Annotated in this window: 22 protein-coding genes and 1 tRNA gene; 4 read left to right on the plus strand and 19 right to left on the minus strand. The window is 60.9% G+C overall.

Features of this window, described 5'->3' with window-relative positions; genetic code table 11:
• Nucleotides 1-59 precede the first annotated feature (59 nt).
• The 10 genes from gabT to ACTJLA_RS26135 form a co-directional block, all read right to left on the minus strand.
• Nucleotides 60-1,337: a 4-aminobutyrate--2-oxoglutarate transaminase gene (gene gabT, locus ACTJLA_RS26090; RefSeq protein WP_014716416.1), complete on the minus strand. Its 1,278-nt coding sequence runs from the start codon at nucleotides 1,335-1,337 to the stop codon at nucleotides 60-62.
• 177 nt (nucleotides 1,338-1,514) lie between these two features.
• Nucleotides 1,515-2,957: an NADP-dependent succinate-semialdehyde dehydrogenase gene (gene gabD, locus ACTJLA_RS26095; RefSeq protein ID WP_003187552.1), complete on the minus strand. Its 1,443-nt coding sequence runs from the start codon at nucleotides 2,955-2,957 to the stop codon at nucleotides 1,515-1,517.
• A 296-nt stretch (nucleotides 2,958-3,253) separates the two neighbouring features.
• Complete coding sequence (locus tag ACTJLA_RS26100) at nucleotides 3,254-3,568, minus strand: RebB family R body protein (protein ID WP_003187551.1); 315 nt, start codon at nucleotides 3,566-3,568, stop codon at nucleotides 3,254-3,256.
• A 50-nt stretch (nucleotides 3,569-3,618) separates the two neighbouring features.
• On the minus strand, nucleotides 3,619-3,933 hold the full coding sequence (locus ACTJLA_RS26105) for a RebB family R body protein (protein ID WP_003187550.1): 315 nt from the start codon (nucleotides 3,931-3,933) through the stop codon (nucleotides 3,619-3,621).
• Between the two features lie 80 nt (nucleotides 3,934-4,013).
• On the minus strand, nucleotides 4,014-4,337 hold the full coding sequence (locus tag ACTJLA_RS26110; RefSeq protein ID WP_105225366.1) for a hypothetical protein: 324 nt from the start codon (nucleotides 4,335-4,337) through the stop codon (nucleotides 4,014-4,016).
• Nucleotides 4,338-4,377: 40 nt separating this feature from the next.
• Nucleotides 4,378-5,004, minus strand: coding sequence for a hypothetical protein (locus ACTJLA_RS26115; RefSeq protein WP_034125445.1), 627 nt, complete (start codon nucleotides 5,002-5,004; stop codon nucleotides 4,378-4,380).
• A gap of 82 nt (nucleotides 5,005-5,086) precedes the next feature.
• Nucleotides 5,087-5,659: a hypothetical protein gene (locus tag ACTJLA_RS26120; RefSeq protein WP_054920366.1), complete on the minus strand. Its 573-nt coding sequence runs from the start codon at nucleotides 5,657-5,659 to the stop codon at nucleotides 5,087-5,089.
• Between the two features lie 18 nt (nucleotides 5,660-5,677).
• A complete protein-coding gene (locus tag ACTJLA_RS26125; protein ID WP_003187543.1) occupies nucleotides 5,678-5,905 on the minus strand; it encodes a RebB family R body protein in 228 nt (75 codons plus the stop codon).
• Between the two features lie 103 nt (nucleotides 5,906-6,008).
• Entirely contained in the window at nucleotides 6,009-6,551 is a 543-nt protein-coding gene (locus tag ACTJLA_RS26130) for an RNA polymerase sigma factor (RefSeq protein WP_314550931.1), read from the minus strand.
• Between the two features lie 87 nt (nucleotides 6,552-6,638).
• Nucleotides 6,639-7,334 carry a Crp/Fnr family transcriptional regulator gene (locus tag ACTJLA_RS26135; protein ID WP_158497510.1) on the minus strand — a complete coding sequence of 232 codons (696 nt, stop codon included), beginning with the start codon at nucleotides 7,332-7,334 and terminating at the stop codon, nucleotides 6,639-6,641.
• A 216-nt stretch (nucleotides 7,335-7,550) separates the two neighbouring features.
• On the opposite strand from ACTJLA_RS26135, the gene ACTJLA_RS26140 reads away from it, so the two are divergent.
• Nucleotides 7,551-7,627: transfer RNA gene (locus tag ACTJLA_RS26140), tRNA-Arg, on the plus strand.
• Between the two features lie 829 nt (nucleotides 7,628-8,456).
• Here ACTJLA_RS26140 and ACTJLA_RS26145 read toward each other — a convergent pair.
• Both ACTJLA_RS26145 and ACTJLA_RS26150 read right to left on the minus strand, forming a co-directional pair.
• The gene (locus ACTJLA_RS26145) at nucleotides 8,457-9,632 is read right to left on the minus strand and encodes a sensor histidine kinase (RefSeq protein ID WP_054920370.1); all 1,176 of its coding nucleotides are present in this window, start codon (nucleotides 9,630-9,632) and stop codon (nucleotides 8,457-8,459) included.
• A 5-nt stretch (nucleotides 9,633-9,637) separates the two neighbouring features.
• Entirely contained in the window at nucleotides 9,638-10,327 is a 690-nt protein-coding gene (locus ACTJLA_RS26150) for a response regulator (protein ID WP_003187519.1), read from the minus strand.
• Nucleotides 10,328-10,545: 218 nt separating this feature from the next.
• Between ACTJLA_RS26150 and ACTJLA_RS26155 the strand changes: the two genes are divergently transcribed.
• A complete protein-coding gene (locus ACTJLA_RS26155; RefSeq protein ID WP_054896826.1) occupies nucleotides 10,546-11,358 on the plus strand; it encodes a MipA/OmpV family protein in 813 nt (270 codons plus the stop codon).
• A gap of 113 nt (nucleotides 11,359-11,471) precedes the next feature.
• Complete coding sequence (locus ACTJLA_RS26160; protein WP_054896827.1) at nucleotides 11,472-12,692, plus strand: alginate lyase family protein; 1,221 nt, start codon at nucleotides 11,472-11,474, stop codon at nucleotides 12,690-12,692.
• 252 nt (nucleotides 12,693-12,944) lie between these two features.
• On the opposite strand, the gene ACTJLA_RS26165 is transcribed toward ACTJLA_RS26160, so the two are convergent.
• Complete coding sequence (locus ACTJLA_RS26165; RefSeq protein WP_054896828.1) at nucleotides 12,945-13,844, minus strand: LysR family transcriptional regulator; 900 nt, start codon at nucleotides 13,842-13,844, stop codon at nucleotides 12,945-12,947.
• 116 nt (nucleotides 13,845-13,960) lie between these two features.
• Here ACTJLA_RS26165 and ACTJLA_RS26170 point away from each other — a divergent pair, with 116 nt between their 5' ends.
• Nucleotides 13,961-14,992, plus strand: coding sequence for an SDR family oxidoreductase (locus ACTJLA_RS26170; RefSeq protein WP_181125395.1), 1,032 nt, complete (start codon nucleotides 13,961-13,963; stop codon nucleotides 14,990-14,992).
• 48 nt (nucleotides 14,993-15,040) lie between these two features.
• On the opposite strand, the gene ACTJLA_RS26175 is transcribed toward ACTJLA_RS26170, so the two are convergent.
• The 6 genes from ACTJLA_RS26175 to ACTJLA_RS26200 all read right to left on the minus strand — a co-directional run bounded on the left by ACTJLA_RS26175 (nucleotide 15,041) and on the right by ACTJLA_RS26200 (nucleotide 19,912).
• Nucleotides 15,041-15,628, minus strand: a complete 588-nt coding sequence (locus tag ACTJLA_RS26175; RefSeq protein WP_314550910.1) for a hypothetical protein — start codon at nucleotides 15,626-15,628, stop codon at nucleotides 15,041-15,043.
• The gene (locus tag ACTJLA_RS26180) at nucleotides 15,625-16,197 is read right to left on the minus strand and encodes an RNA polymerase sigma factor (protein ID WP_313043343.1); all 573 of its coding nucleotides are present in this window, start codon (nucleotides 16,195-16,197) and stop codon (nucleotides 15,625-15,627) included. Before ACTJLA_RS26180 ends, ACTJLA_RS26175 begins: the two co-directional genes overlap by 4 nt.
• Before the next feature lie 148 nt (nucleotides 16,198-16,345).
• Nucleotides 16,346-17,992 carry a vWA domain-containing protein gene (locus ACTJLA_RS26185; protein ID WP_197900647.1) on the minus strand — a complete coding sequence of 549 codons (1,647 nt, stop codon included), beginning with the start codon at nucleotides 17,990-17,992 and terminating at the stop codon, nucleotides 16,346-16,348.
• 200 nt (nucleotides 17,993-18,192) lie between these two features.
• Nucleotides 18,193-18,843 (minus strand): DUF799 domain-containing protein, encoded by a 651-nt coding sequence (locus tag ACTJLA_RS26190; protein ID WP_005783625.1) that lies wholly within the window; start codon nucleotides 18,841-18,843, stop codon nucleotides 18,193-18,195.
• Nucleotides 18,840-19,202, minus strand: coding sequence for a DUF4810 domain-containing protein (locus ACTJLA_RS26195; RefSeq protein ID WP_005783622.1), 363 nt, complete (start codon nucleotides 19,200-19,202; stop codon nucleotides 18,840-18,842). Before ACTJLA_RS26195 ends, ACTJLA_RS26190 begins: the two co-directional genes overlap by 4 nt.
• A gap of 29 nt (nucleotides 19,203-19,231) precedes the next feature.
• Nucleotides 19,232-19,912: a CsgG/HfaB family protein gene (locus ACTJLA_RS26200; RefSeq protein WP_005783620.1), complete on the minus strand. Its 681-nt coding sequence runs from the start codon at nucleotides 19,910-19,912 to the stop codon at nucleotides 19,232-19,234.
• Nucleotides 19,913-20,195: the final 283 nt, after the last annotated feature.

Here is a 20,195-nt window from a genome sequence, read left to right on the forward strand (position 1 = left end):
GCGGGGCCGCTTCGCGCCCCAGCGGGAGCAAGCTCCCTCGCCACAGTGACTAAGGTTGGTCAGAGTTCGGAGAAGCACTCTTCGATGATCGCCAGGCCTTTGTCCAACTGCTCGTCCGGCGAGGTGAGCGGCACCAGTACGCGCAACACGTTGCCGTAGGTGCCGCAGGACAGCAGGATCAGGCCCTTGTCACGTGCCTTGGCTACCACGGAGGCAACAGCGGCAGCGTTTGGCTTGTGGGTGTCGCCGTCTTCGAACAGCTCGACCGCGATCATCGCGCCCAGGGCACGCACTTCGCCGATCACCGGGTACTTGGCCTGGATGGCCTTGAGGCCAGTCACCAGGCGCTCGCCCACGGCCTTGCAGCGGTCCAGCAGGTGCTCTTCTTCGAACACTTCCATCACCGCCAGGGCTGCTGCGCAGGCAATCGGGCTACCGGCATAGGTGCCGCCCAGGCCGCCTGGGGCGATGGCGTCCATGTACTCGGCCTTGCCGCACACACCGGCCAGCGGGAAACCGCCCGCGATGGATTTGGCGAAGGTGGTCAGGTCGGCGGCAACGCCCATCTGTTCCATGGCGAAGAAGGTACCGGTACGCCCGGCACCGGTTTGCACTTCGTCGGCGATCAGCAGGATGCCGTGCTTGTCGCACAGTTCGCGCAGGCGCTTCATGAAGGCTTTTGGCGCGACGTAGAAACCGCCCTCGCCCTGCACCGGCTCGATGATGATTGCAGCGATATCACGCGGCTCGGCGTCGTTCTTGAAGATGCGCTCGATGCTGGCGATGGAGTCGTCGACGCTCACACCGTGCAGTTCGTTGGGGTACAGCGCACGGAACACGCCGCCCGGCATCAAGCCCATGCCGGCCGAGTAAGGCACGACCTTACCGGTGAGGCCCAGGGTCATCATGGTGCGGCCGTGGTAAGCACCGGTGAAGGCGATCACACCGGCACGGCCGGTGGCGGCGCGGGCGATCTTCACGGCGTTTTCCACCGCTTCGGAACCGGTGGTGACCAACAGGGTTTTCTTGGCGAAATCACCTGGCACCTTGGCGGCGACTTTTTCGCACACTTCTACGTAGGGCTCGTAGGCCAATACCTGGAAGCAGGTGTGGGTCAGCTTGTTGAGTTGCTCGGTCACGGCCGCGATGATTTTCGGGTGCACGTGGCCAGTGTTCAGCACGGCGATACCGCCGGCGAAGTCGATGAACTCGCGACCTTCAACGTCGGTCACGGTGGCGTTCTTCGCGGAGTCGGCGAAGATCGGGTGAATCTGGCCAACACCGCGCGGTACAGCGGCTTCGCGGCGTTTCATCAGGGATGCGTTGGTCTTGCTCATAAAGTCCTCATTCGCCGCTCATCGGGCGGCGTGGCTCAAGGATAGGTGGCGGGGAGGCAACTACGGCAGCATGCGATGATCGACTGCCACAGCTTTCCCGGCCACTGCGAATAACCATGTGAAACACGCAAAGGGGCAGCGCTCTCGTGCCCTCTGCGTTTACTGCAATCCCGTGCCTTAGATACCCAGGCAGAGGTATTTGATTTCCAGGTAGTCCTCGATCCCGTACTTGGAACCTTCACGGCCCAGGCCCGAGGCCTTGATGCCGCCGAACGGCGCCACTTCGTTGGAGATCAACCCGGTGTTGACGCCGACCATACCGTATTCCAGGGCCTCGGCCACACGGAACACCCGGCCCAGGTCGCGGGCGTAGAAGTAGGAGGCCAGGCCGAACTCGGTGTCGTTGGACATGGCGATCACTTCGGCTTCGTCTTTGAAGCGGAACAGTGGCGCCAGCGGGCCGAAGGTTTCTTCCTTGGCCACGGCGGCGTTTTTCGGCACGTCGACCAGGATGGTCGGTTCGAAAAAGTTGCCTTCCATCACCTTGCCACCGGCCAACAACTTGGCGCCTTTGCTCAGGGCATCAGCGATATGTTCCTGCACCTTGGCCACGGCTTTTTCGTCGATCAGCGGGCCGGTGGTGGTGCCGTCTTCCAGGCCGTTACCGATCTTCAGTTTGGTCACCGCCACCTTGAGCTTTTCAGCGAAGGCGTCGTACACCGAATCCTGGATGTACAGGCGGTTGGCGCAAACGCAGGTCTGGCCGTTGTTGCGGTACTTGGAGATGATCGCGCCTTCGACGGCCTTATCCAGGTCGGCGTCGTCGAACACGATGAACGGTGCGTTACCGCCCAGCTCCAGGGAGACTTTCTTGATGTCCTTGGCGCATTCGGCCATCAGTTGGCGACCAATTTCGGTCGAGCCGGTGAAGGACAATTTACGCACGATCGGGTTGCTGGTCAGCTCGCCGCCGATGTCGCCAGCACTGCCGGTGACTACGCTGAGCACGCCTTTGGGGATACCGGCGCGGTGCGCCAGCTCAACCAGGGCCAGGGCCGAGAACGGGGTTTGCGAGGCCGGCTTGATCACCATGGTGCAACCGGCAGCCAGAGCCGGGCCGGCTTTGCGGGTGATCATCGCCGCAGGGAAGTTCCACGGGGTGATGGCTGCGGTCACGCCGATGGGCTGCTTGATCACGATCAGGCGCTTGTCGGGCTGGTGGCCGGGGATCACGTCGCCATAGATGCGCTTGGCTTCTTCGGCGAACCACTCGATAAAGGAAGCGGCGTAGACGATTTCGCCCTTGGCCTCGGCCAGCGGCTTGCCTTGTTCGAGGGTCATCAGGCGGCCGAGGTCGTCCTGGTTTTCGATCAGCAGTTCGAACCAGCGGCGCAGCTTGTTGGCGCGCTCCTTGGCGGTGAGTGCACGCCAGGCTGGCAGGGCCTTGTCGGCGGCTTCGATGGCGCGGCGGGTTTCCGCGGCGCCCATCTTCGGCACGGTGCCGAGAATCTCGCCCGTGGCCGGGTTGTTGACCTTGATGGTTTGACCATTGTCCGCATCGACCCAAGCGCCATCGATAAAGGCTTGCTGGCGGAACAACTGGGTGTCTTTAAGCTGCATGTCGGCTTTCCTTAACAGCACCGCGCGCACGCGGAGCGAATTAGAGTTGTTGAAAGGCGCCTTGTGGGCTGCCGTCAGGGAAATCAGCCCCAGCGCGCAGAAGAAATGAAAGAGCGCACGGGAGACAGAGCGTTTGAAATCTCAAACGAATCCTAGGATCAATGGGGGTACAGGGCAATAGGATGTTCGAAAAAAAGAACGAATATGGCGCATCCGGTTCATCTTTCGGATCAAACGCACACACGACAACAGCCCCGGAGCCTGGTGGGCGCCGGGGCTGCTGGGGGCTCTGCAGCTTAAGGTTGGAACGACTTGAGCACGGCCAACAGGCTGGTCAAGTTGTCGGCCACGCCGCCCTGGGCGACTTTTTCGGTGGCGGCGGCGCCAGCGGTGGTGTCGACGCTGTAGATCTGCATCACGCCCTGGTTGGTGGCCGCCTGGGCCAGGGTGTTTTGTTGCTGTTGGGCCGAGACCGAGTTCTGGAACAGGATCGCCGTGGCCTGGCCCATGGATTGATAGATGGTGCTCATGGCCATCGCGGGTGATTCGGCAACGACCTTGACGTTGGTCTGGGTGACGGCATCGGTGATTTGCGGGCTGACTGTACTCATGGTTGAAACTCCTGGGTTGAGAAAGAACAACATCCGTTATTGCTCAGTGCTTAAGGCTGGAAAGACTTGAGCACGGTCAACAGGCTGGTGAGGTTATCCGACACGCCGCCCTGGGCGACTTTCTCGGTAGCCGCCGCACCTGCGGTGGTATCGACGCTGTAGATCTGCATCACGCCCTGGTTGGTGGCCGCCTGGGCCAGGGTGTTTTGCTGCTGCTGGGCCGACACCGCGTTCTGGAACAGAATCGCCGTGGCCTGCGCCATGGATTGATAGATAGTGCTCATCGCCATCGCAGGCGATTCGGCCACCACTTTGACGTTGGTCTGGGTGACCGCGTCGGTAATTTGCTCGTTGACTAATGGCATGATCAATTTCCTTATTTAGTACACGGTGCATTCCGTGTTCATCAATGAACGTTGCGGAACAGGCGCTGTGAAACGCAGGGTCAAGGTTTTGCAGTGGGGCCCAGCGCCGCTTCAATCTGGGCGATCAACCCTTGGATCAATGCCTGCACTTCCTTGCGTTGCGCATCCTGGTCGGGAGCTGCGCCGTCCAACACCTGGCGCAGCGCCGCTTCACGTTGCAGGGCAGCGGTCTTGAGCGCTTGTTCGTTGGCCTTCGATTGCGCAAGCACTTCGGTAGCGCGCTTGAGGGTTTCGTCGACGATGGCCTGGGGCGTTCCGGCGAAAATCTGCGGGTTGCGCAGCATCGCTTCGAGCCGCTGGCGGTCGTCGGTGGACAGGACCGAGGGTGTGGAAGGGGGTGCCATGTCGATCTCCTTGGGTTTTACGTCGCCTGCAAAAGGGCCGCTAAAGCCGCACCTCTCTGCCGTCTTCCCAGAAACCGGCAAAGAAAAAACGCGGCGACGCAGCACAGAACGTCGCGAGCTCTGCCGGTGTCATCGCTGAGGGTTGCCGATTGAAAATGGCCGGCGGTGGCGGAACCAGATTGGCCGCGTTGTAGAGGTTGCCGACCTCATAAGCGTTGGCCGCGAATTGTGAGCAAAAGGAACCGCTGCCTATCGCTATCGACTCATTGATCCGAGCCTGCAGAGTGTCGTTGGCCTTCCAGTTCTTGAATGCAGAAAGCATCGCGTTCCACGCGCTATAACTGCCGTCGATTTCATCGCCGAGCTTGTCGAAATAAAACTGCTTGGCCGCCAGCGCCGCCGCAAACCCCAGCTCAGTGTCACGGCAGGAAAACACCATGGCGGTGCGAGGGGGTTTTTCCAGGCTCACGTCAGTCAACGCCAGGCCAGTGCCGACGCTTTCGATCACCATGGTCTTGCTCACCGCAATTGCCGGGTGGACCACATTCAGATACGTCGTGTCCTGTGAGAACACCTTGGCTTTGACCAACTGACCGGCTTTGATGAAAGCCCGCGTCGTACTGTCATCTTCTTGCTTCACCGAAAAAATAAGATCTCCAACGTCCATGATGTCGCTCCTCACTCAAGAAAAGTTGCTTTCAAGTTGCTGTTGCACCGCCCCAGCAGAACGCCGAAGCGCTGTGCTCGGTTCAGGCCGCTGGCGCGGCCCGGTTGGCCAAGGTGTCGGCGTACTTGGCGATGCTCTGGTCGATCTTGTCGATGGCCACGCTGGCGGCTTCGGCCTCCATTGCACCGGCAGCGGCAGCCACAGCGGCAGCGGCGCCCACCAGCAGGTCGGTGGCCAGGGCGCCCAAGGCGTCTTCGGCAGCGGCCGGCAGGTTGTCCTTGACGATGTTCTCGGTCATTTGCTGGAGCAGCACGGCCTGGGCCGCCAACGCGATCTTGCTGACCCCATCGAAGTACCCCGCCGCCGCTTGCGCCACTAGCCCGGCCGCCTGGCTGATCATCATGTCGGCCGGCACCGCGATCTGCGCCGGCGCATAGGCAAAGTTCTGCGCGTTGGTGAACTGCACCGCCTGCACGATCTGGCTATTGAGCGCCGCCGTACTGTCGGATGACGGCGCGCTCACCTGGTTGAGCAGGTGCTCGTTCATGCGCGCCATGATCGAGCGCGAGGCCGGTGCAGGGGGCGCTGTCGCCGGAGGGTCGGCGGCGGGCGTTGCTTGGGAGGCGGCGGGTTTCTTGCGACTGAACCACGACATAATCAATCTCCCGAGGGCTTAGCCCTTCTCGCCAATCTGCATGATCAGCGCCACGGCCTTGGAGATCACCGCGTTGGAAATCTGGTTCATCGCCTGCTGGCTATTGACCGCGTTCTGCAGCGACAGGCCCGCCGCGCTGCTGGCCACCTGGTACAGCGACGCGATGGCCTGGGCTGGCGCCTCTGCCACCACCTTGACGTTGGTTTGAGTGACCGCGTCGGTGATCTGGCTGTTGACCTCTGTCATACATCTCTCCTTGATGGCATTCACCCAGGTTTGGGTGTGGATAGCGGCGGCGTGCTGCGCTCATACCACTAGAACGCCCCACGCCAACATGTGTGAATCACCTTCAGCGCAAAGCATCGCGCAGCAGTTGCACACGCTTGCGCACCAGCGGCAGCTTCACGTGCAGCTCGGCGGCAATTTGCGGGTAAGGCAGGTCATCGACAAAACGCATCTCGAACAAACGCTGCTGCAACAGCGGTAACCGTGCGACGTGCGCCTCGAGCTGCTCCAGGCGCTCATAAGATTCCACCCGCTCCAGCACCGAGGCGCAGGGCGCGGCGAGCGCGGCCAGGTGATCGTGTTCAAGGTCCACCGAATCATCGAACAGCCGCCCCTCGCGCTTGCTGCGCCGCACGCTGTCGAGAAACACATGGTCGAGGACCAGAAACAGAAACCCCTCAGGGTCGCGAATGCGCTCCGGCGAACGCCGAAAGAACAACAGGGCCTTGATCGCCGTGGCCGACAACCACTCCTGGCCCTGGTCCAGATTGCCCTTGGCCCGCCGCAACGCCCGGCGCCTGAGCTCACCCTGCACGGCGCGCCAACTCGCTTCGAACAAACGGTCATCGGCGGCCCATTGATCCTTGAACTGAACAGTCATCCCCATCGCCAGCACTCCTGTGCATCCTTGATGAAGGGCCAGTCTGCGAGGGCTCGACGGGGGTACGCTGTTACCTGGGGAACACCGCCACAACTAATTCAGCGCAAAAGCCTTGCGCCGCAAATGCTCGACATCGTTGATCACCATGCGCTCCAGATCGCCGCTGATCACGCCACTGCGCCGCCACACTTGCAGCTGCACATTCAACTTGGGGCGACTGGTATTCAGCATCGACGCCAACACCCCTTGGCTTGCGGGCAACGACACACTGGGCAAGGCCAACGCCAGGTCGATCTCGCCCAGGTTCGCCAATAAAAACCGCGCCAACCGCGACTCCAGCCGATGCAGGCACACCAACTCCAGCAACTCGATGGCGTGCAGCAACCTCAGCATCATCAACATCAACAAACGCCGCAGAAACACCGGCTCCTCAAACAACACAGCAAAATGCCGGCTACCCAACTGCAACAACCGCGTGGGCCCGCTGGCAAAGGTGGAAGACTCGCGCCCATGATCCTTGATCAACGCGGTCTCCCCCACCACCTGCCCGGCCCCGGTACTGCCGATAATCTGCTCGCGCCCATCCGGCCCATGCACCACCGAATAAATCCGCCCCTCCACCACCAACGCAATGAATTCGAGGGTGTCATCCTTGAAATACAACAGCTCACGATCATCCAGCGTGCGCTCCACCATATGGGTGGCGACGTAGCGCAAGAGATGCTCCGGCATACCTCGAAACAAATCGGAGCGAGCCAGCAGGGTTTGTCTGAGCGGGAGATCGAGCATCACGGTTCCTTTGGAATGCATGCGTTCACCTGAGGAATTGCGGCGTGGAAGCGGGTTAAAGCCACAAGAGCAAAGCAAACAAAGGGACGCGCGGCGCGGGGAGTTGTGAATGAGGGTGGCGATTAGCCATTTTTTGTCGGAAATGGACGACAGGGGGCGGGGGGAATGCCGGAATGGACGCATCAGGTCGACATGGGTATGATGTCGCCCGCACAAGCATCCGTAGCTCAGCTGGATAGAGTACTGCCCTCCGAAGGCAGGGGTCGTGGGTTCGAATCCCGCCGGGTGCACCAGATGTGGAATGAAAAAGCCTCAGGTTGAGAGATCTGGGGCTTTTTTGTGGGTGGTGATTTAGTGCTTATGCAACACCTCAAACCGCGCTGATGAGACCTCGTTCGGAAAGCGCTTATGCAGCACCAGCAACATCTCATCGGCCGACGAGGTGATTCCCTCCTTACGCGGCTTCACGACGGGTTGAAAATAAATCTGTCCCCTTTTTGATGGACAGCGGCATGTAACTTCGAAACTAGGGGGAGGATTCATAATGCACCAGAGCATCCAGCGAAAAGCAAAGATACCGCAAGACACAGGAGCAAACGAAAGTCTCCAGTCTAGCGGAGCTTAGGATTGGCAGAATAAGCTCAAGCTTTTCCGCTCATAGGAGAAGATGGGCGGATTAATTTAGATTACTCAGACGTCCAGTCGCCCTCCAAAGCTCATTCCACATTAAGTCTTCTATCGCGATGCCACAAATTTGCCACATTCGCCCTGCTAACCGGGGCGAAAACTCGCTAAGCCCAGCTATCACAACCCTTTGATTTCCCAGCTAATCCGCGCTAACGTATTGATTCTAAACGTCGACTTTTAGGACTCCGAAGGCAGGGGTCGTGGGTTCGAATCCCGCCGGGTGCACCAGATATGAAATGAAAAAGCCTCAGGTCGGGAGATCTGGGGCTTTTTTGTGCGTTTGGTGGGTGGTGAGAGAGTGTTGAGTCGCGTCGGGATAGTAGAGGTGAAAATAAATCCCCTTTTCTCCCCCCCTTTTTCCCAAGCAGTTTTCCAGCTCTACGATCATTACGATTTCACCGCCTTGAGCGCCGGTCTCAAGCAAAGAAGAAACGCCTACACAGGAACCTCCGCCCTGATCAGCGTACCGCCTTCGACCAGATTACGGGCAGTAATGGTACCGCCATGGGCCTGGCAGATCGCACGGGCGATGGACAAGCCTAGCCCGCTCCCCCCCGAGTAACGTGCCCTGGAGCGCTCTGCACGCCAGAAGCGGTCGAACACGCTGTCCAGATGCTGGGCTTCGATACCTGGCCCTCGGTCACCGACTTCAATCACCACCGAACCGTGAACCCGGCGCGCCGTTACATTCAACTCGCCTCCCCCGGCCGCATAACGCAGCAAGTTATCGACCAGAATGTTGATCACCTGGCCCAGGCGATCACGATCGGCATGCATACGAAGCCCATCAGCAATACTGACCTGCGTCAGCACGCAAGCCTCATCCAACTGCGGCTGGAACCACGCCAACCGCTCCGCCACCAGAGCTACCAGAGAAAACTCGCTGCGCTCCAGCACCAGCCGGCCAGCACGAGCCATCGACAACAGGTGCAAATCATCCACCAGCTTTCTGAGTTGATCGAGCTGACGCTTGACCATGCCCAACTGCATGGCATCGCTGGGGAATACCTCATCGAGCATACCCTGCACGCGCCCCATGGCGGCGTTCAAGGGTGTGCGCAGTTCGTGGGCAATGACCGCGCTGGATTCACGCACATCGCGCTCATAGCGCTCCAGTTGCGTGGTCATGCTGTTGAAGTCGCTGACCAGCCGTTGCAGCTCGTCGGGCGCGTCGCGGTGCACCGGCAGGCGAGTCAGGAAATCACCGCCGGCGACTCGCCGGGCGCCCTGGGCAATTGCCGAGAACTGGCTGGACAAGGGCCGCGAAAACCACAGGCCGAAGCCAATGATGATAGGGATCGCGGCCAGCACCAGGCCGATCAGTATCAGCCAGTCGCGATTGGCAATAGCCGGCTGGAAATAGTCCAGCGGATAGTACTGGGCAACCACTTGACGCAAGCGTGCCTCATTGAGCTCTGGCTCGGCGCGCAACGCCAGCAGCTCCTCACGCGGCCCAGGCGGCAGATGCTGCACAAAATACCAGTCCGACAGTGTGACGTTGATCCACATGCACACCGAGATCACCACCACCGCGCCGATCGCCAGCAGGCTCATGCGCAGGCCGATCCAGCGCCACATGGGTTTGTCGTTGACCCGCGGTTGCTCAAGCATGTGCGTTACCTGAATCGATAGCCAATGGAGCGCACCGTGACCAGAACGCCGGTGATGCCGTGGTTTTCCAGCTTGCGGCGCAGGTTGTGCACGTGGGTGTCGACGACGCGGGCCAGGGCTTCGCTTTCCGGTAGGCAGATTTCCAGCAACTCATCACGAGTGAAGGCCTTGGACGGCGTCTTGAGCAACGTCACCAGCAGCTTAAATTCCGTTGGGGTCAGGTCCAGCCATTGCGGTGGTGCTTCGCCCTGCTCAATGGCCGCGGTAAACGCAACAAGATCCACCCGCAGGTTTTCATGGCGCAGCAGGTGTTCGACCGGTTGGTTGCCGGTGGTGCGCCGCAACACCGCGTGCACCCGCGCCACCACTTCGCGCGGGCTGTAAGGCTTGACCACATAGTCGTCCGCGCCATAACGCAAGGCACCGAGTTTTTCCGGTTCGTCGCCCATGGCCGTGACCATGATGACCGGCGTGTCACTGCTACGGCGCACGGCGGATAACACCTCGGTGCCGCTCAAGCGCGGAAGCATCACGTCGAGCAGGATCAGGTCGGGCTGCCAGCTTTTGTACAGGTCCAGACCGCGCTGGCCGTCTTCGGCCAGGGCCACCTCATAGCCATCCCGGAGCAAGTAGGCTTCGAGAATGTTGGCGCTGTCGGCGTCGTCTTCGACGATGAGGATACGTTTTCCTGACACAAAGAAGCCTCTTGATGAAACCTTGATAATTTACGAACGGTTTATTGAAAGTGCGCTGCCAGTATTGCCCTACGCCCGCTTTCGCGAGCCGATCCTATGCCGACCACTGCATCGCTGTCCAAGCCTATCAACGGGCCTGAACAGCTCGATCAGAGGGAGGTGTTGTGTCGCGCGTCGGCGGGCGCACTGCTGTCTTCTTTTGCACATAGGGCTTGACCATGAACTTCACCACCTCCCCTACCCACAACGTTCTGTTGGGCGCCGTCACGCTGCTGTGCTGCGCGCTCGCGCCCCAGGCTCAGGCGACCGACGCCAGCCCGACAGCCGAAGAAACCACCGTTACCCTGGGCCTTGGCATGGGTGTCACGCCTCGCTACATGGGTGCTGACCGCTACCGTCCGCTCGTACTGCCGATGCTCAGCATCCAGCACGGAGCGTTGTTCGCCGACACCACTCGCGGCGTGGGCCTGCAATTTCAATCCGACAGTGGTTTTAGCGCCAGCGCAGCGATCAATTACGACCTGGGCCGCAAAGAGAAGGACAGCATCACCAGCCCGGGCGGCGACGAGCTCAGAGGTATGGGCGATATCAACGGCGCAACCGTCGCCGACTTTACCCTCAGCCAACAACTGCTTGACTGGCTGTCGGTCAACGGCGAAGCCGAACTGCGCATGGCCGGCGAGCACCGAGGCAACCGTTACCGCTTTGGCCTGGAAGGCATCTTGTTGCACACAGACCGCGACACCCTGAGCCTGGCCATCGACGCCCATGCCGGCGATAGCCGCTACAACCAGACGTTCTTCGGCGTCACCCAGGCTCAGAGCCAACGCTCGATCTACAGCAAGTACACCGCCGACGCCGGGATCTATGCCTACTCCGCTGCCTTGAACTGGCAACACACCTTCGACGCGCACTGGTCAACGCTGGCCAGCCTGACGCTGACTCAATACGCTGACCAGGCCAGCGACAGCCCGCTGGTAAGGCGCGAAACCGCAGGCTTGGGCCTGTTTGCAATCAACTACACGTTCTGACAACAAGCCCCGGGTATGCAGGCTTCATCTGAACTATCCCTGGGGCAGATTCCAGTCCTGTGAGAATGGCTTTTCAGACCGCGCAAGGTTCTCCCCATCAGGGCGTACACACGATGATCCGTTTGAAGTACCTGTCCAAAAGAGCCGTGCTGCTCTATGCGCTATTGATGAGTATCGGCAGTCAAGCCTCCCCCACCCTGCATACCGAAGCGTTCGTGCATCCTGGCCTGCTCCAGACCCGGGAGGACTTCACGCGGATACGCGAGAAGCTGGCCAACTATAACCAGCCGTGGCTGGCCGGCTGGCAGAAGCTGATCGCCAACCCCCATGCCTCATTAGCCTGGCAGCCCAACCCGATGCCGGTGGTGTACCCCACTTCAGGCGGCCCGAATAACGACAGTGTTCTGTTCAACGACGCAGCCGCCGCGTATGCACTGGCCCTGCGCTGGCAGATCTCCAACAACCCGGCGTATGCCGACAAGGCCGTGAGTATTTTGAACCAGTGGGCCTTGACCCTCACCGCGATCAAAGACAAGCCCGGCAGAGCTTTGGTGGCAGGCTTGTACGGCTACCAACTGGCCAACGCGGCCGAACTGCTGCGCAGCTACCCAAAGTGGCGGGCGGAAGATTTCCAGCGTTTTCAAGGCATGATGCTCACTGTGTTCTACCCCATCAATCATGACTTCCTGGTGAACCACGACGGCGCCCGGCCTGATCATCATGGGGCCAGCTGGGACCTAGCCAACATGAACTCGATGCTGGCCATCGGCGTACTGACCGACCGCCGCGATCTCTACAACGAGGCCGTCGACTACTTCAAGCACGGCACCGGTAACGGCGCCATCGCCCACGCGGTGTGGAAGCTCTACGGCGATGGCCTTGGTCAAGTCCAGGAAAGCGGACGTGATCAGTCACACGCAATGCTCGACATAGCCCTGCTCGGCAGTTTCTGCCAAATGGCCTGGAGCCAGGGCAACGACCTGTTCGGCTACCAGAACAACCGCGTGCTGCAGGGCGCCGAGTATGTGGCCAAGTACAACCTTGGCCAGGAGGTGCCGTTTACCCCCATCCCCAACAGCAGCTTCAAACAGACCGTCATCTCGGCCGATCATCGCGGCGAAACCCGTCCGATATGGGAACTGCTCTACAACCACTACGCCGTGCGAAAGGGCCTCAGCGCACCGAATGTGCAGGCCATGGCAAATAACGTCCAAGTGGAAGGTGGTGGCGGGGATTATGGTGCTGACAGGGTTGGCTACGTCCAGCTGGGGTATGGGACGTTGCTGTATTCGTTGGGGGAATACGGTTTGTCGGAGATGCAGTTAATGCCTTAGAGGTATATCACCGAAGCTGCGCTGCGCATTACAAATGCGTCCTTTCTACCTGTCAAATTCGAGGAATGGCAAGAACGCATTGGTGTGTTGGAAATGTCAAAGGACGCCAGCACCATCGCCGCAGAAGTGTGGAGCCAGATATGAATGAAACACCCGAGGTCTTTAGACCCGGGGCTTTTTTGTGAGCCACTTGCACGCGCAACTCGATGTTGCTACGAGTGGCTAAGCGCCTACATCCCGATGGGTTGAGTATTACGAAGGCCTTGATGAATTCCCGGAATGCTGCTTTTCCAGGCTTGAAATTTCACCGCGCAACACCCCCTCCAACACCCCAAAAAACCCCTGAATATGCCCCTGCTTCAACGCCTGCGGCCGCGTAACCAAATAAACCTCCATCGCCGGTAGTTCTATCTCCTGAAAAACCTCACTCAACCCCGTCGCCAAAATACGCGGCAACACCGCCACCCCCATCCCCCGCTTCACCGATTCAAGCTGCACCGCAAACGAACTCACCCTGATCGGCGCACGGTCCACCCCCGCAGCTTTCGCAGCGCGCATTTGCGGCAGCAGATCCAGCGGCGGCAGCAAGGCGATACTGGCGGCGGTAGCTGGCGTTAGCGCAGGAAACCGTTGCAGGTATTCAGCAGTTGCGAATACGCCGTAAGCGAGTTTGCCGAGCCCTCGGTAGATCAGGGAAGGTTCGCCCAGGTGTGCGGTGCGTATGGCGATGTCGGCCACGCCTCGTACGATTTTGTGAAAGTCGGTGGTGACCTGTAGTTCTACGGAACAGCCTGGGTGCTGGGAGGTGAAGCGGCTGGCGGCCTCAAGCACGCTGGCGGAAAAGCCTTCGCCGGCGCTCACCAGCACGGTGCCGCTGAGGGTTGCTGGCGTGCCGTCGGCGGGGGCCTGGCGTCGCAGGCCGGATTCGGCTGCCAGGGCGACGTCTACCAGGGCTTGGCCTCGGGAGGTGAGCCGGCAGCCTTCCACGCCGCGTTCCACCAGTGGTTCGCCAAGGGCGGTTTCCAGTTGGGTGAGGCGGCGGGAGACGGTAGACGCCGCGATACCCAGTAATTGGCCTGCCTGTAAAAAGCTGCCGCGCCGTGAGACTGCCAGCAGCAGTCGAAGATCGTCCCAATTTGCCTGCAATGCCATATCTCCGCGCTTCCCTGGTGTGCAGATGTGCAAAGCCATTATGCCGCAGGCGCTGTTTTTACGGCGCGGGCTGCCCGGTATATCTACTGGCCTTCTCAACAAATGGAATGGCCTGTATGAACACGAACCCCAATCGCTTGCGCAGCACCTTTGTGACCGGTGCCACCGGCTTGCTGGGCAATAACCTGGTACGGGAGCTGGTCGCACGGGGTTATGCGGTGAAGGCGCTGGTCCGCTCGGCGGCCAAGGGTGCGCAGCAGTTCGGCGATGTGCCGGGCGTGGAGCAGGTGGTGGGGGACATGGCGGATGTGGATGCCTTCGCGGCGGCGTTGCAAGGCTGCGATACGGTGTTTCACTGCGCGGCGTTTTTTCGCGATAACTACAAGGGCGGCAGCCATTGGGAGGAACTGGAGAAGATCAATGTCGTCGGTACCCGAGCCCTGCTGCAACAGGCGTATGACGCCGGTGTGCGACGGTTTGTGCACACCTCGTCGATTGCCGTGCTCGACGGTGCCCCCGGTACGCCGATCGACGAGACGTGCCTGCGGGCCGAAGCCGATGCGGACGACTACTACCGCAGCAAGATCCTGGCTGAGCGGGAGGTGTTGAGGTTTCTTGAAAGCCATCCGCAGATGCACGCCTGCATGGTCTTGCCCGGTTGGATGTGGGGGCCGGGCGACCGTGGGCCGACGTCTTCGGGGCAGTTGGTCCGGGACGTGATCAACGGCAAGTTGCCGGGGCTGATTCCTGGCACCTTTTCGCTGGTCGATGCCCGCGATGTGGCCTGGGCGCACATTGCTGCCGCCCAGAGCGGGCGACGGGGCGAGCGTTATCTCGCGGCCGGTCGCAACTTGACCATGCGCCAGCTGATTCCGGTGCTGGGGCGTATTGCCGGGGTCAAGGTGCCCTCCCGCCAACTGCCGCTGCCCGCGCTGTACCTGTTGGCAGCGGTGCAAGAGGCCTATGCGTACCTGACTGGAAAGCCCATCTTGCTGAGCATGGCGACGTTGCGGCTGTTGATACGCGAGGAGCACCGTACCCGCTTTGACCACCGTAAAAGTGAAGAGGAACTGGGGCTGAGTTTTCGCGGGTTGGAGCAGACCCTCACGGACACGGTGGCGTGGTCCCGGGCCTACGGCGGGTTGTAATAAAAAGCCCCAGGTCGACAGGCCTGGGGCTGGTTCGTGGCGGCGGGTTCACTGCTGTTGCAACGCCTCTAGCCGTGCCGGCAAGTCCTCCTCGGGAAAGCGTTGGTACAGCGCCAGCAGTTTTTCATCCGCGGCCCTGGTTTCACCCGCTCGACGCAGGTTCACAATTTCCTGCAGACCTTCTTCCAACGTCGGCAGCGCCCGTTTGCTGAGTTTCAGCGCTGGCTGATCCGCCACTGCGCTTTCGGCTTGAGCAGGCGCACTTTCAACCCGTGGCGCTATCGCCATCCGGGCCATTGGCGCAGGTGCGGAGAAGGCTTGCGGCGCTGGCTGGGCGGCTTCTTCGTGGTGCGGCGCGGAGAATGTCGCGGTGGTGATTTCGGGCTGCGGCACGGGGGAGCGCATGACCACGCCGATCATCAGTGCCAACCCGGCGACGGTGGCGAATGCCATTTGCCAGCGCGGGCGTTGGCAGGCTTGCAGCCAGCGTTGCCACAGGCTGGGTTGCGGCTGCGGGGCTTCGCGGCGGGCGGCGTTGAGGATGAAGGCGTCCAGGGACGCGGGCGGTTCGCCCGTGCTGTGTTGACGGTAGTGCTGGAGCAGCGCGTCGTCCGGGGTGTGTCGGGAGTCAGTCATACAGGTACCTCCTCGGCCAGCAGGCGCCGCAATTTTTGCAGGGCGTAGCGCAAGCGGCTTTTTACGGTTTCCAGCGGGGCGCCGGTGAGGGTGGCGATTTGCGGTATTTCGAGCTCGCCGTGCAGGCGCAGCAGAAACACTTCGCGCTGGTCTTCGGGCAGCTCTTGCAGGGCCGCGTCGAGGCGCGCCTGGTCGCGGCTGAGGGTCAGTTGCTGCTCGGGGCCGTCGCTGTCATCGGCCTGGGCGTGGAGCTGTTCATCGTAGCTGTCATGCAGGGGGTTGTGGATGCCGTGCTTGCGCCAGTGGTCGATCAGGCGGTTGCGGGCGATCTGGAACAACCAGGTGCGAAAACTCGCCCGGCCTTGTGGCTGGGTGGTGCTGCGGATGAGGCTGAGCCAGGTGTCCTGGTAGATTTCTTCGGCCAGTTCGGCTTTGTTGCACAGGGACACGAGGAAGCGGTACAGGCCCTGGCGGTGGCGGCTGTACAAGGCTTCGAAGGCGGCAGCGTCACCGGTTCGATAGCGGGCCAGCAGCGATTCGTCGCTGGGTGAGTCGTCTGGAACGGCCATGTAATGGGCGAACTCCTTTTTGTCAGCCGAAGCAGGGTTAGTGTGGGAGCTGGCTTGTCGAATCGTCGCAACGCTGCGATGGCATCCACTCGGTGTGCCTGGTGAACCGAGTTGTCTGCATCGCAGGCAAGCCAGCTCCCACATTGGTTCATTGTTGTGTTCGGGATTCTGGTTTGAGGCTTTGGGCCAGCTCCACCAGTTGCACGAATTCGTTGCGCAGCCCGAAGGGGTCATCGCCGCGGGCCGAGCGTGCCAATCTGGCGGTGTCTTGCACACTCATGATGCCAGTGTAGCGGCCATCGCCCTTGAGCTGTTGGGCGAAGGCGGCCACGGCAGACGAGAAGCGCAGGTCGTCGCTGGCCGGGGCAGCCTGGCTGGCGATGGGGCGCTCGATCAACTGGCTGTTACCGCCCGCAGCGGGCTTGTAGCGCACCCGTAGCATCGCCAGCTCATCGGATTTGCCTTCGGTCGCAGGCGCCGCGGCGTAACGCAGAGGCTCCAACCAGCCCTTCTCGCCCTTGGGCACGATTTCATACAGCGCGGTCACCGTATGCCCCGCGCCAATTTCGCCGGCATCGACCTTGTCGTTGCTGAAATCCTCACGTTTCAAGGCGCGGTTTTCATAACCCAGCAGGCGGTATTCGCTGACCTGGGCCGGGTTGAATTCCACCTGCAATTTCACATCCCGCGCCACCACGGCCAGGGTCGAACTGAGTTGCTCCACCAGCACTTTGCGCGCTTCGCGCAGGTTGTCGATGTAGGCGTAGTTACCGTCGCCCGCGTCGGCCAGTTGTTCCATCAGGTGTTCGTTGTAGTTGTCCACACCAAAGCCGAGGGTGGTCAGCGATACGCCGCTTTTGCGCTGGGCCACGGCCATTTGCTTGAGGCTGTCAAAAACGCTGATGCCCACGTTGAAGTCGCCGTCGGTGGCCAGCAGGATGCGGTTGATGCCTTGATCGATAAAGCCTTCGCGGGCCATCTGGTAGGCCAGTTCGATGCCGGACGCGCCCGCCGTGGAGCCGCCGGCGGTGAGTTGCTCGATGGCGTTGCGGATCTTGGCTTTTTCACTGCCCGAGGTGGGCTTGAGCACCACCCGGGATTCACCGGCATACACCACCAACGACACACGGTCCTGATCGCGCAGTTGATCCACCAGTAATTTCAGCGTGCTTTTGACCAGCGGCAAGCCTTCGCGGCGGTCCATGGAGCCGGACACGTCCACCAGGAACACCAGGTTGGCGGGCGCCAGTTCTGCCACGGTTTTATCGGAAGCCTTGATGCCAATGCGCAGCAGTTTTGTGCGCGGGTTCCACGGCGTAGCGGCCAGCTCGGTGGTCACGCCAAAGGGGGAGCCATCGGTGGGCAATGCGTAGTGGTAGGGGAAGTAGTTGACCATTTCCTCCAATCGCACCGAGCCTTCGGGCGGCAGGCGGCCTTGGTTGAGGAAGCGCCGTACGTTGGCGTAGCTGCCCGTGTCGACATCCACGCTGAAGGTGGAGACCGGGGTTTCGGCGACGCTATGCACCGGGTTATCCGGCAGGTTGGCGTATTGCTCGCGGGGTTCGCTGCGGTAGTCCATCGTCGCCATTTCCCGCACCCTCATTGGTGCCGGCATGGCCATCCGCTTGACCACTGCATTCTGGATCGGCGCGCTGTGCAGCTCGGCGAGAGGCGCCGGTTCAACCGGTTTGGAGACTTCGGGGGACGATGACAGCCCACACCCAGCCAGCGCCACCAGCAGGGTAACGGTAAAGCCTTGGGCAGCGGGACGCAGGTAAAGCAGAGGGCGGGACATGGGGCTGAGCCTCGTGAATGAATGAGCCGTTCACAAGGTCAGACGCGAGATAGGTTGGGTTTGGGTTAAACCCTCGAAATTCACCCCGATCAATGTGGGAGCTGGCTTGCCTGCGATAGCGGTGGGCCAGTGCTGNAAGGCTGCCTGACACACCGCTATCGCAGGCAAGCCAGCTCCCACATTTGAATGGCGGTGTTCTCTTAGTCCGTGCCGTACTTGGGGTTACGCGGGCCGTACAAGATGCCGGTGCGTTGCCCTGCCGACAGCAACCGCGCACTGGTGATACCGGCAATCGGATGCGCCGCATCGGTAGAGCTGTTGATCACCTGCTTGACCGCCGCCGTGATCAGCATGCCCACCAGGCCGCCACCGTTGTTATTGCCCTCCTCGCTCGACGCCCGCGCCGAACCGGTCCACAGGGTGGTGCCGGTGCGCAGGTCCACCAGTTTGGCCGAGGCCGTCACCGAGGTGTCGCTGGAGATCAGCATGTACTGGGTGCCGTACTCGCTGATGGTGATGTACAGCGCCGCGTCCGCACCAAAGATGTCATGCAGCTTGGCCGGTTGTACGGCCTGGATATCGTTGGCGGTGGTCAGGCCGTTCTGGCGGAAGGTTTCGTCCACCAGGGCAATCGGCAACACGTAGTAGCCGGCTTCGGCCAGCGGGTAGGTGACTTGCGACACCAGGCTGTAGGACGCCTGCACTTCCGGCGATTCGTTGATCGGCGGCAGTACCAGGATCGACTTGGGCCGTGCCTGTTTGTACGCCGAATAATCGACCGTCTTGGGCGCGGCGCAACCGCCGAGCAACGCCAGGGCCAGCAAGGCGCCGGTGAGTTTTAACAGGCTCATTTGGTGGCGACTCCGGCTTTGGCGTTTTTCAACAGAAAGTCCATGTACGCAGCAGACTCAGGGAACAGCGCCTTCTCGGTGCGAAACTCCTGCACCATCTGGTCATCCTTGCCCATGTTCATGTACAGCATGCCCAGGTGCGCGTGGTAACCCGGCGGCGCCTTGCGGCCACTGGCGTTGATCTTCTGCAGATCGCGCTCCAGTGCTTCCACCTGCGCTTCCTTGGGCTCGCCCTTGAAGTACTCGTAAACCTGCGGCTGGTAGCTTTCCCATTGATACAGGGGCTGGGGCGCCGTTTGGCACCCGGCTACCGTCGCGATTGCTGCCAGCGTCAGCGCTAACTTCACTGCCTTGCTCATCCGTGTACTGCTCCTTGTGGTGTGGCTGATCAGTTACGCGGGTTCCAGGCGCCAGCGTTGATGCCGTCGACCAGGCGGTTGATCGCTTCGCGCATGGCCAGGTCCAGCACCTTGCCATTGAGGGTGGAGTCGTAGCTGGCGGTGCCGCCGAAGCCGATCACTTCACGGTTGGACAGCGCGTACTCACCGGCACCCTGGGTGGAATACACCACTTCGGAGGTGTTGATGTTGACGATATTCAACGCGACTTTGGCGTAGGCCACTTGGGTCTTGCCACGGCCGAGGATGCCGAACAGCTGGCGGTCGCCGGTTTCTTTGCGGCCGAACTCGGTCACATCGCCAGTCACCACATAGTCAGCGCCCTTGAGCTTCTGCACGGTGCCTTTGATTTTGGCTTCCTGGGAGATTTCGCCCATGTTGTCGCGGTCCAGCACGCTGAAGCGGTTGGTCTGCTGCAAGTGGGTGATAAGGATGGTCTTGGCCTGGCCACCGAGACGGTCAACGCCATCGGAGAAGATGCCGCGCATGTAGCTGGAGCGGTTATCGAACTTGCCCACGGCAATCGGCACACGCACGCCGGAATAGGCCACGTGGGCGCTGGCGACTTGCTCCACCGGCATCGCGCGGTTGCTCTCGGTGGCACAACCGGCCACGGTCAACAGCGCCGCGGCGGTGAGGCCCGACAGCAGGATTTTGGACAGTGTCTTCACAGGGTGCTCCTTGGGTGAGGAAATCAGCGTTGCTGGGTTTTCCAAGGAGAAAGGCAGCCTGAAAACGCACTGGCCTGGATTCTTCCCTGAAAGACGGTGATACAACGGCTGCGGCATTTTACGGGGTTGAGAGCGGTTCTCAAGTTGTTTCGGCCATAGGTGGGTGGCTTACCCTACTGCCGACCGCAATACTCAAAGCAACAAAGATCAAATGTGGGAGCTGGCTTGCCTGCGAAAGCGATAGTGCAGCAACAGATGCAGCGACTGACACACCGCCTTCGCG

Origin of the sequence: Pseudomonas sp. 22072 (assembly GCF_052046095.1) — a bacterium.
Taxonomy (GTDB): Bacteria; Pseudomonadota; Gammaproteobacteria; order Pseudomonadales; family Pseudomonadaceae; genus Aquipseudomonas; species Aquipseudomonas paracarnis.

Coding starts and splice junctions, on each gene's coding strand:
- ACTJLA_RS26170 (WP_181125395.1), top strand. CDS start 13,961: ATGAACACGAACCCCAATCGCTTGCGCAGCACCTTTGTGACCGGTGCC.
- ACTJLA_RS26185 (WP_197900647.1), bottom strand. CDS start 17,992: ATGTCCCGCCCTCTGCTTTACCTGCGTCCCGCTGCCCAAGGCTTTACC.
- ACTJLA_RS26195 (WP_005783622.1), bottom strand. CDS start 19,202: ATGAGCAAGGCAGTGAAGTTAGCGCTGACGCTGGCAGCAATCGCGACG.
- ACTJLA_RS26100 (WP_003187551.1), bottom strand. CDS start 3,568: ATGAGTACAGTCAGCCCGCAAATCACCGATGCCGTCACCCAGACCAAC.
- ACTJLA_RS26105 (WP_003187550.1), bottom strand. CDS start 3,933: ATGCCATTAGTCAACGAGCAAATTACCGACGCGGTCACCCAGACCAAC.
- ACTJLA_RS26160 (WP_054896827.1), top strand. CDS start 11,472: ATGATCCGTTTGAAGTACCTGTCCAAAAGAGCCGTGCTGCTCTATGCG.
- ACTJLA_RS26120 (WP_054920366.1), bottom strand. CDS start 5,659: ATGTCGTGGTTCAGTCGCAAGAAACCCGCCGCCTCCCAAGCAACGCCC.
- ACTJLA_RS26165 (WP_054896828.1), bottom strand. CDS start 13,844: ATGGCATTGCAGGCAAATTGGGACGATCTTCGACTGCTGCTGGCAGTC.
- ACTJLA_RS26115 (WP_034125445.1), bottom strand. CDS start 5,004: ATGGACGTTGGAGATCTTATTTTTTCGGTGAAGCAAGAAGATGACAGT.
- ACTJLA_RS26110 (WP_105225366.1), bottom strand. CDS start 4,337: ATGGCACCCCCTTCCACACCCTCGGTCCTGTCCACCGACGACCGCCAG.
- ACTJLA_RS26135 (WP_158497510.1), bottom strand. CDS start 7,334: ATGCTCGATCTCCCGCTCAGACAAACCCTGCTGGCTCGCTCCGATTTG.
- ACTJLA_RS26130 (WP_314550931.1), bottom strand. CDS start 6,551: ATGGGGATGACTGTTCAGTTCAAGGATCAATGGGCCGCCGATGACCGT.
- gabT (WP_014716416.1), bottom strand. CDS start 1,337: ATGAGCAAGACCAACGCATCCCTGATGAAACGCCGCGAAGCCGCTGTA.
- ACTJLA_RS26190 (WP_005783625.1), bottom strand. CDS start 18,843: ATGAGCCTGTTAAAACTCACCGGCGCCTTGCTGGCCCTGGCGTTGCTC.
- ACTJLA_RS26180 (WP_313043343.1), bottom strand. CDS start 16,197: ATGGCCGTTCCAGACGACTCACCCAGCGACGAATCGCTGCTGGCCCGC.
- ACTJLA_RS26155 (WP_054896826.1), top strand. CDS start 10,546: ATGAACTTCACCACCTCCCCTACCCACAACGTTCTGTTGGGCGCCGTC.
- ACTJLA_RS26145 (WP_054920370.1), bottom strand. CDS start 9,632: ATGCTTGAGCAACCGCGGGTCAACGACAAACCCATGTGGCGCTGGATC.
- ACTJLA_RS26175 (WP_314550910.1), bottom strand. CDS start 15,628: ATGACTGACTCCCGACACACCCCGGACGACGCGCTGCTCCAGCACTAC.
- gabD (WP_003187552.1), bottom strand. CDS start 2,957: ATGCAGCTTAAAGACACCCAGTTGTTCCGCCAGCAAGCCTTTATCGAT.
- ACTJLA_RS26125 (WP_003187543.1), bottom strand. CDS start 5,905: ATGACAGAGGTCAACAGCCAGATCACCGACGCGGTCACTCAAACCAAC.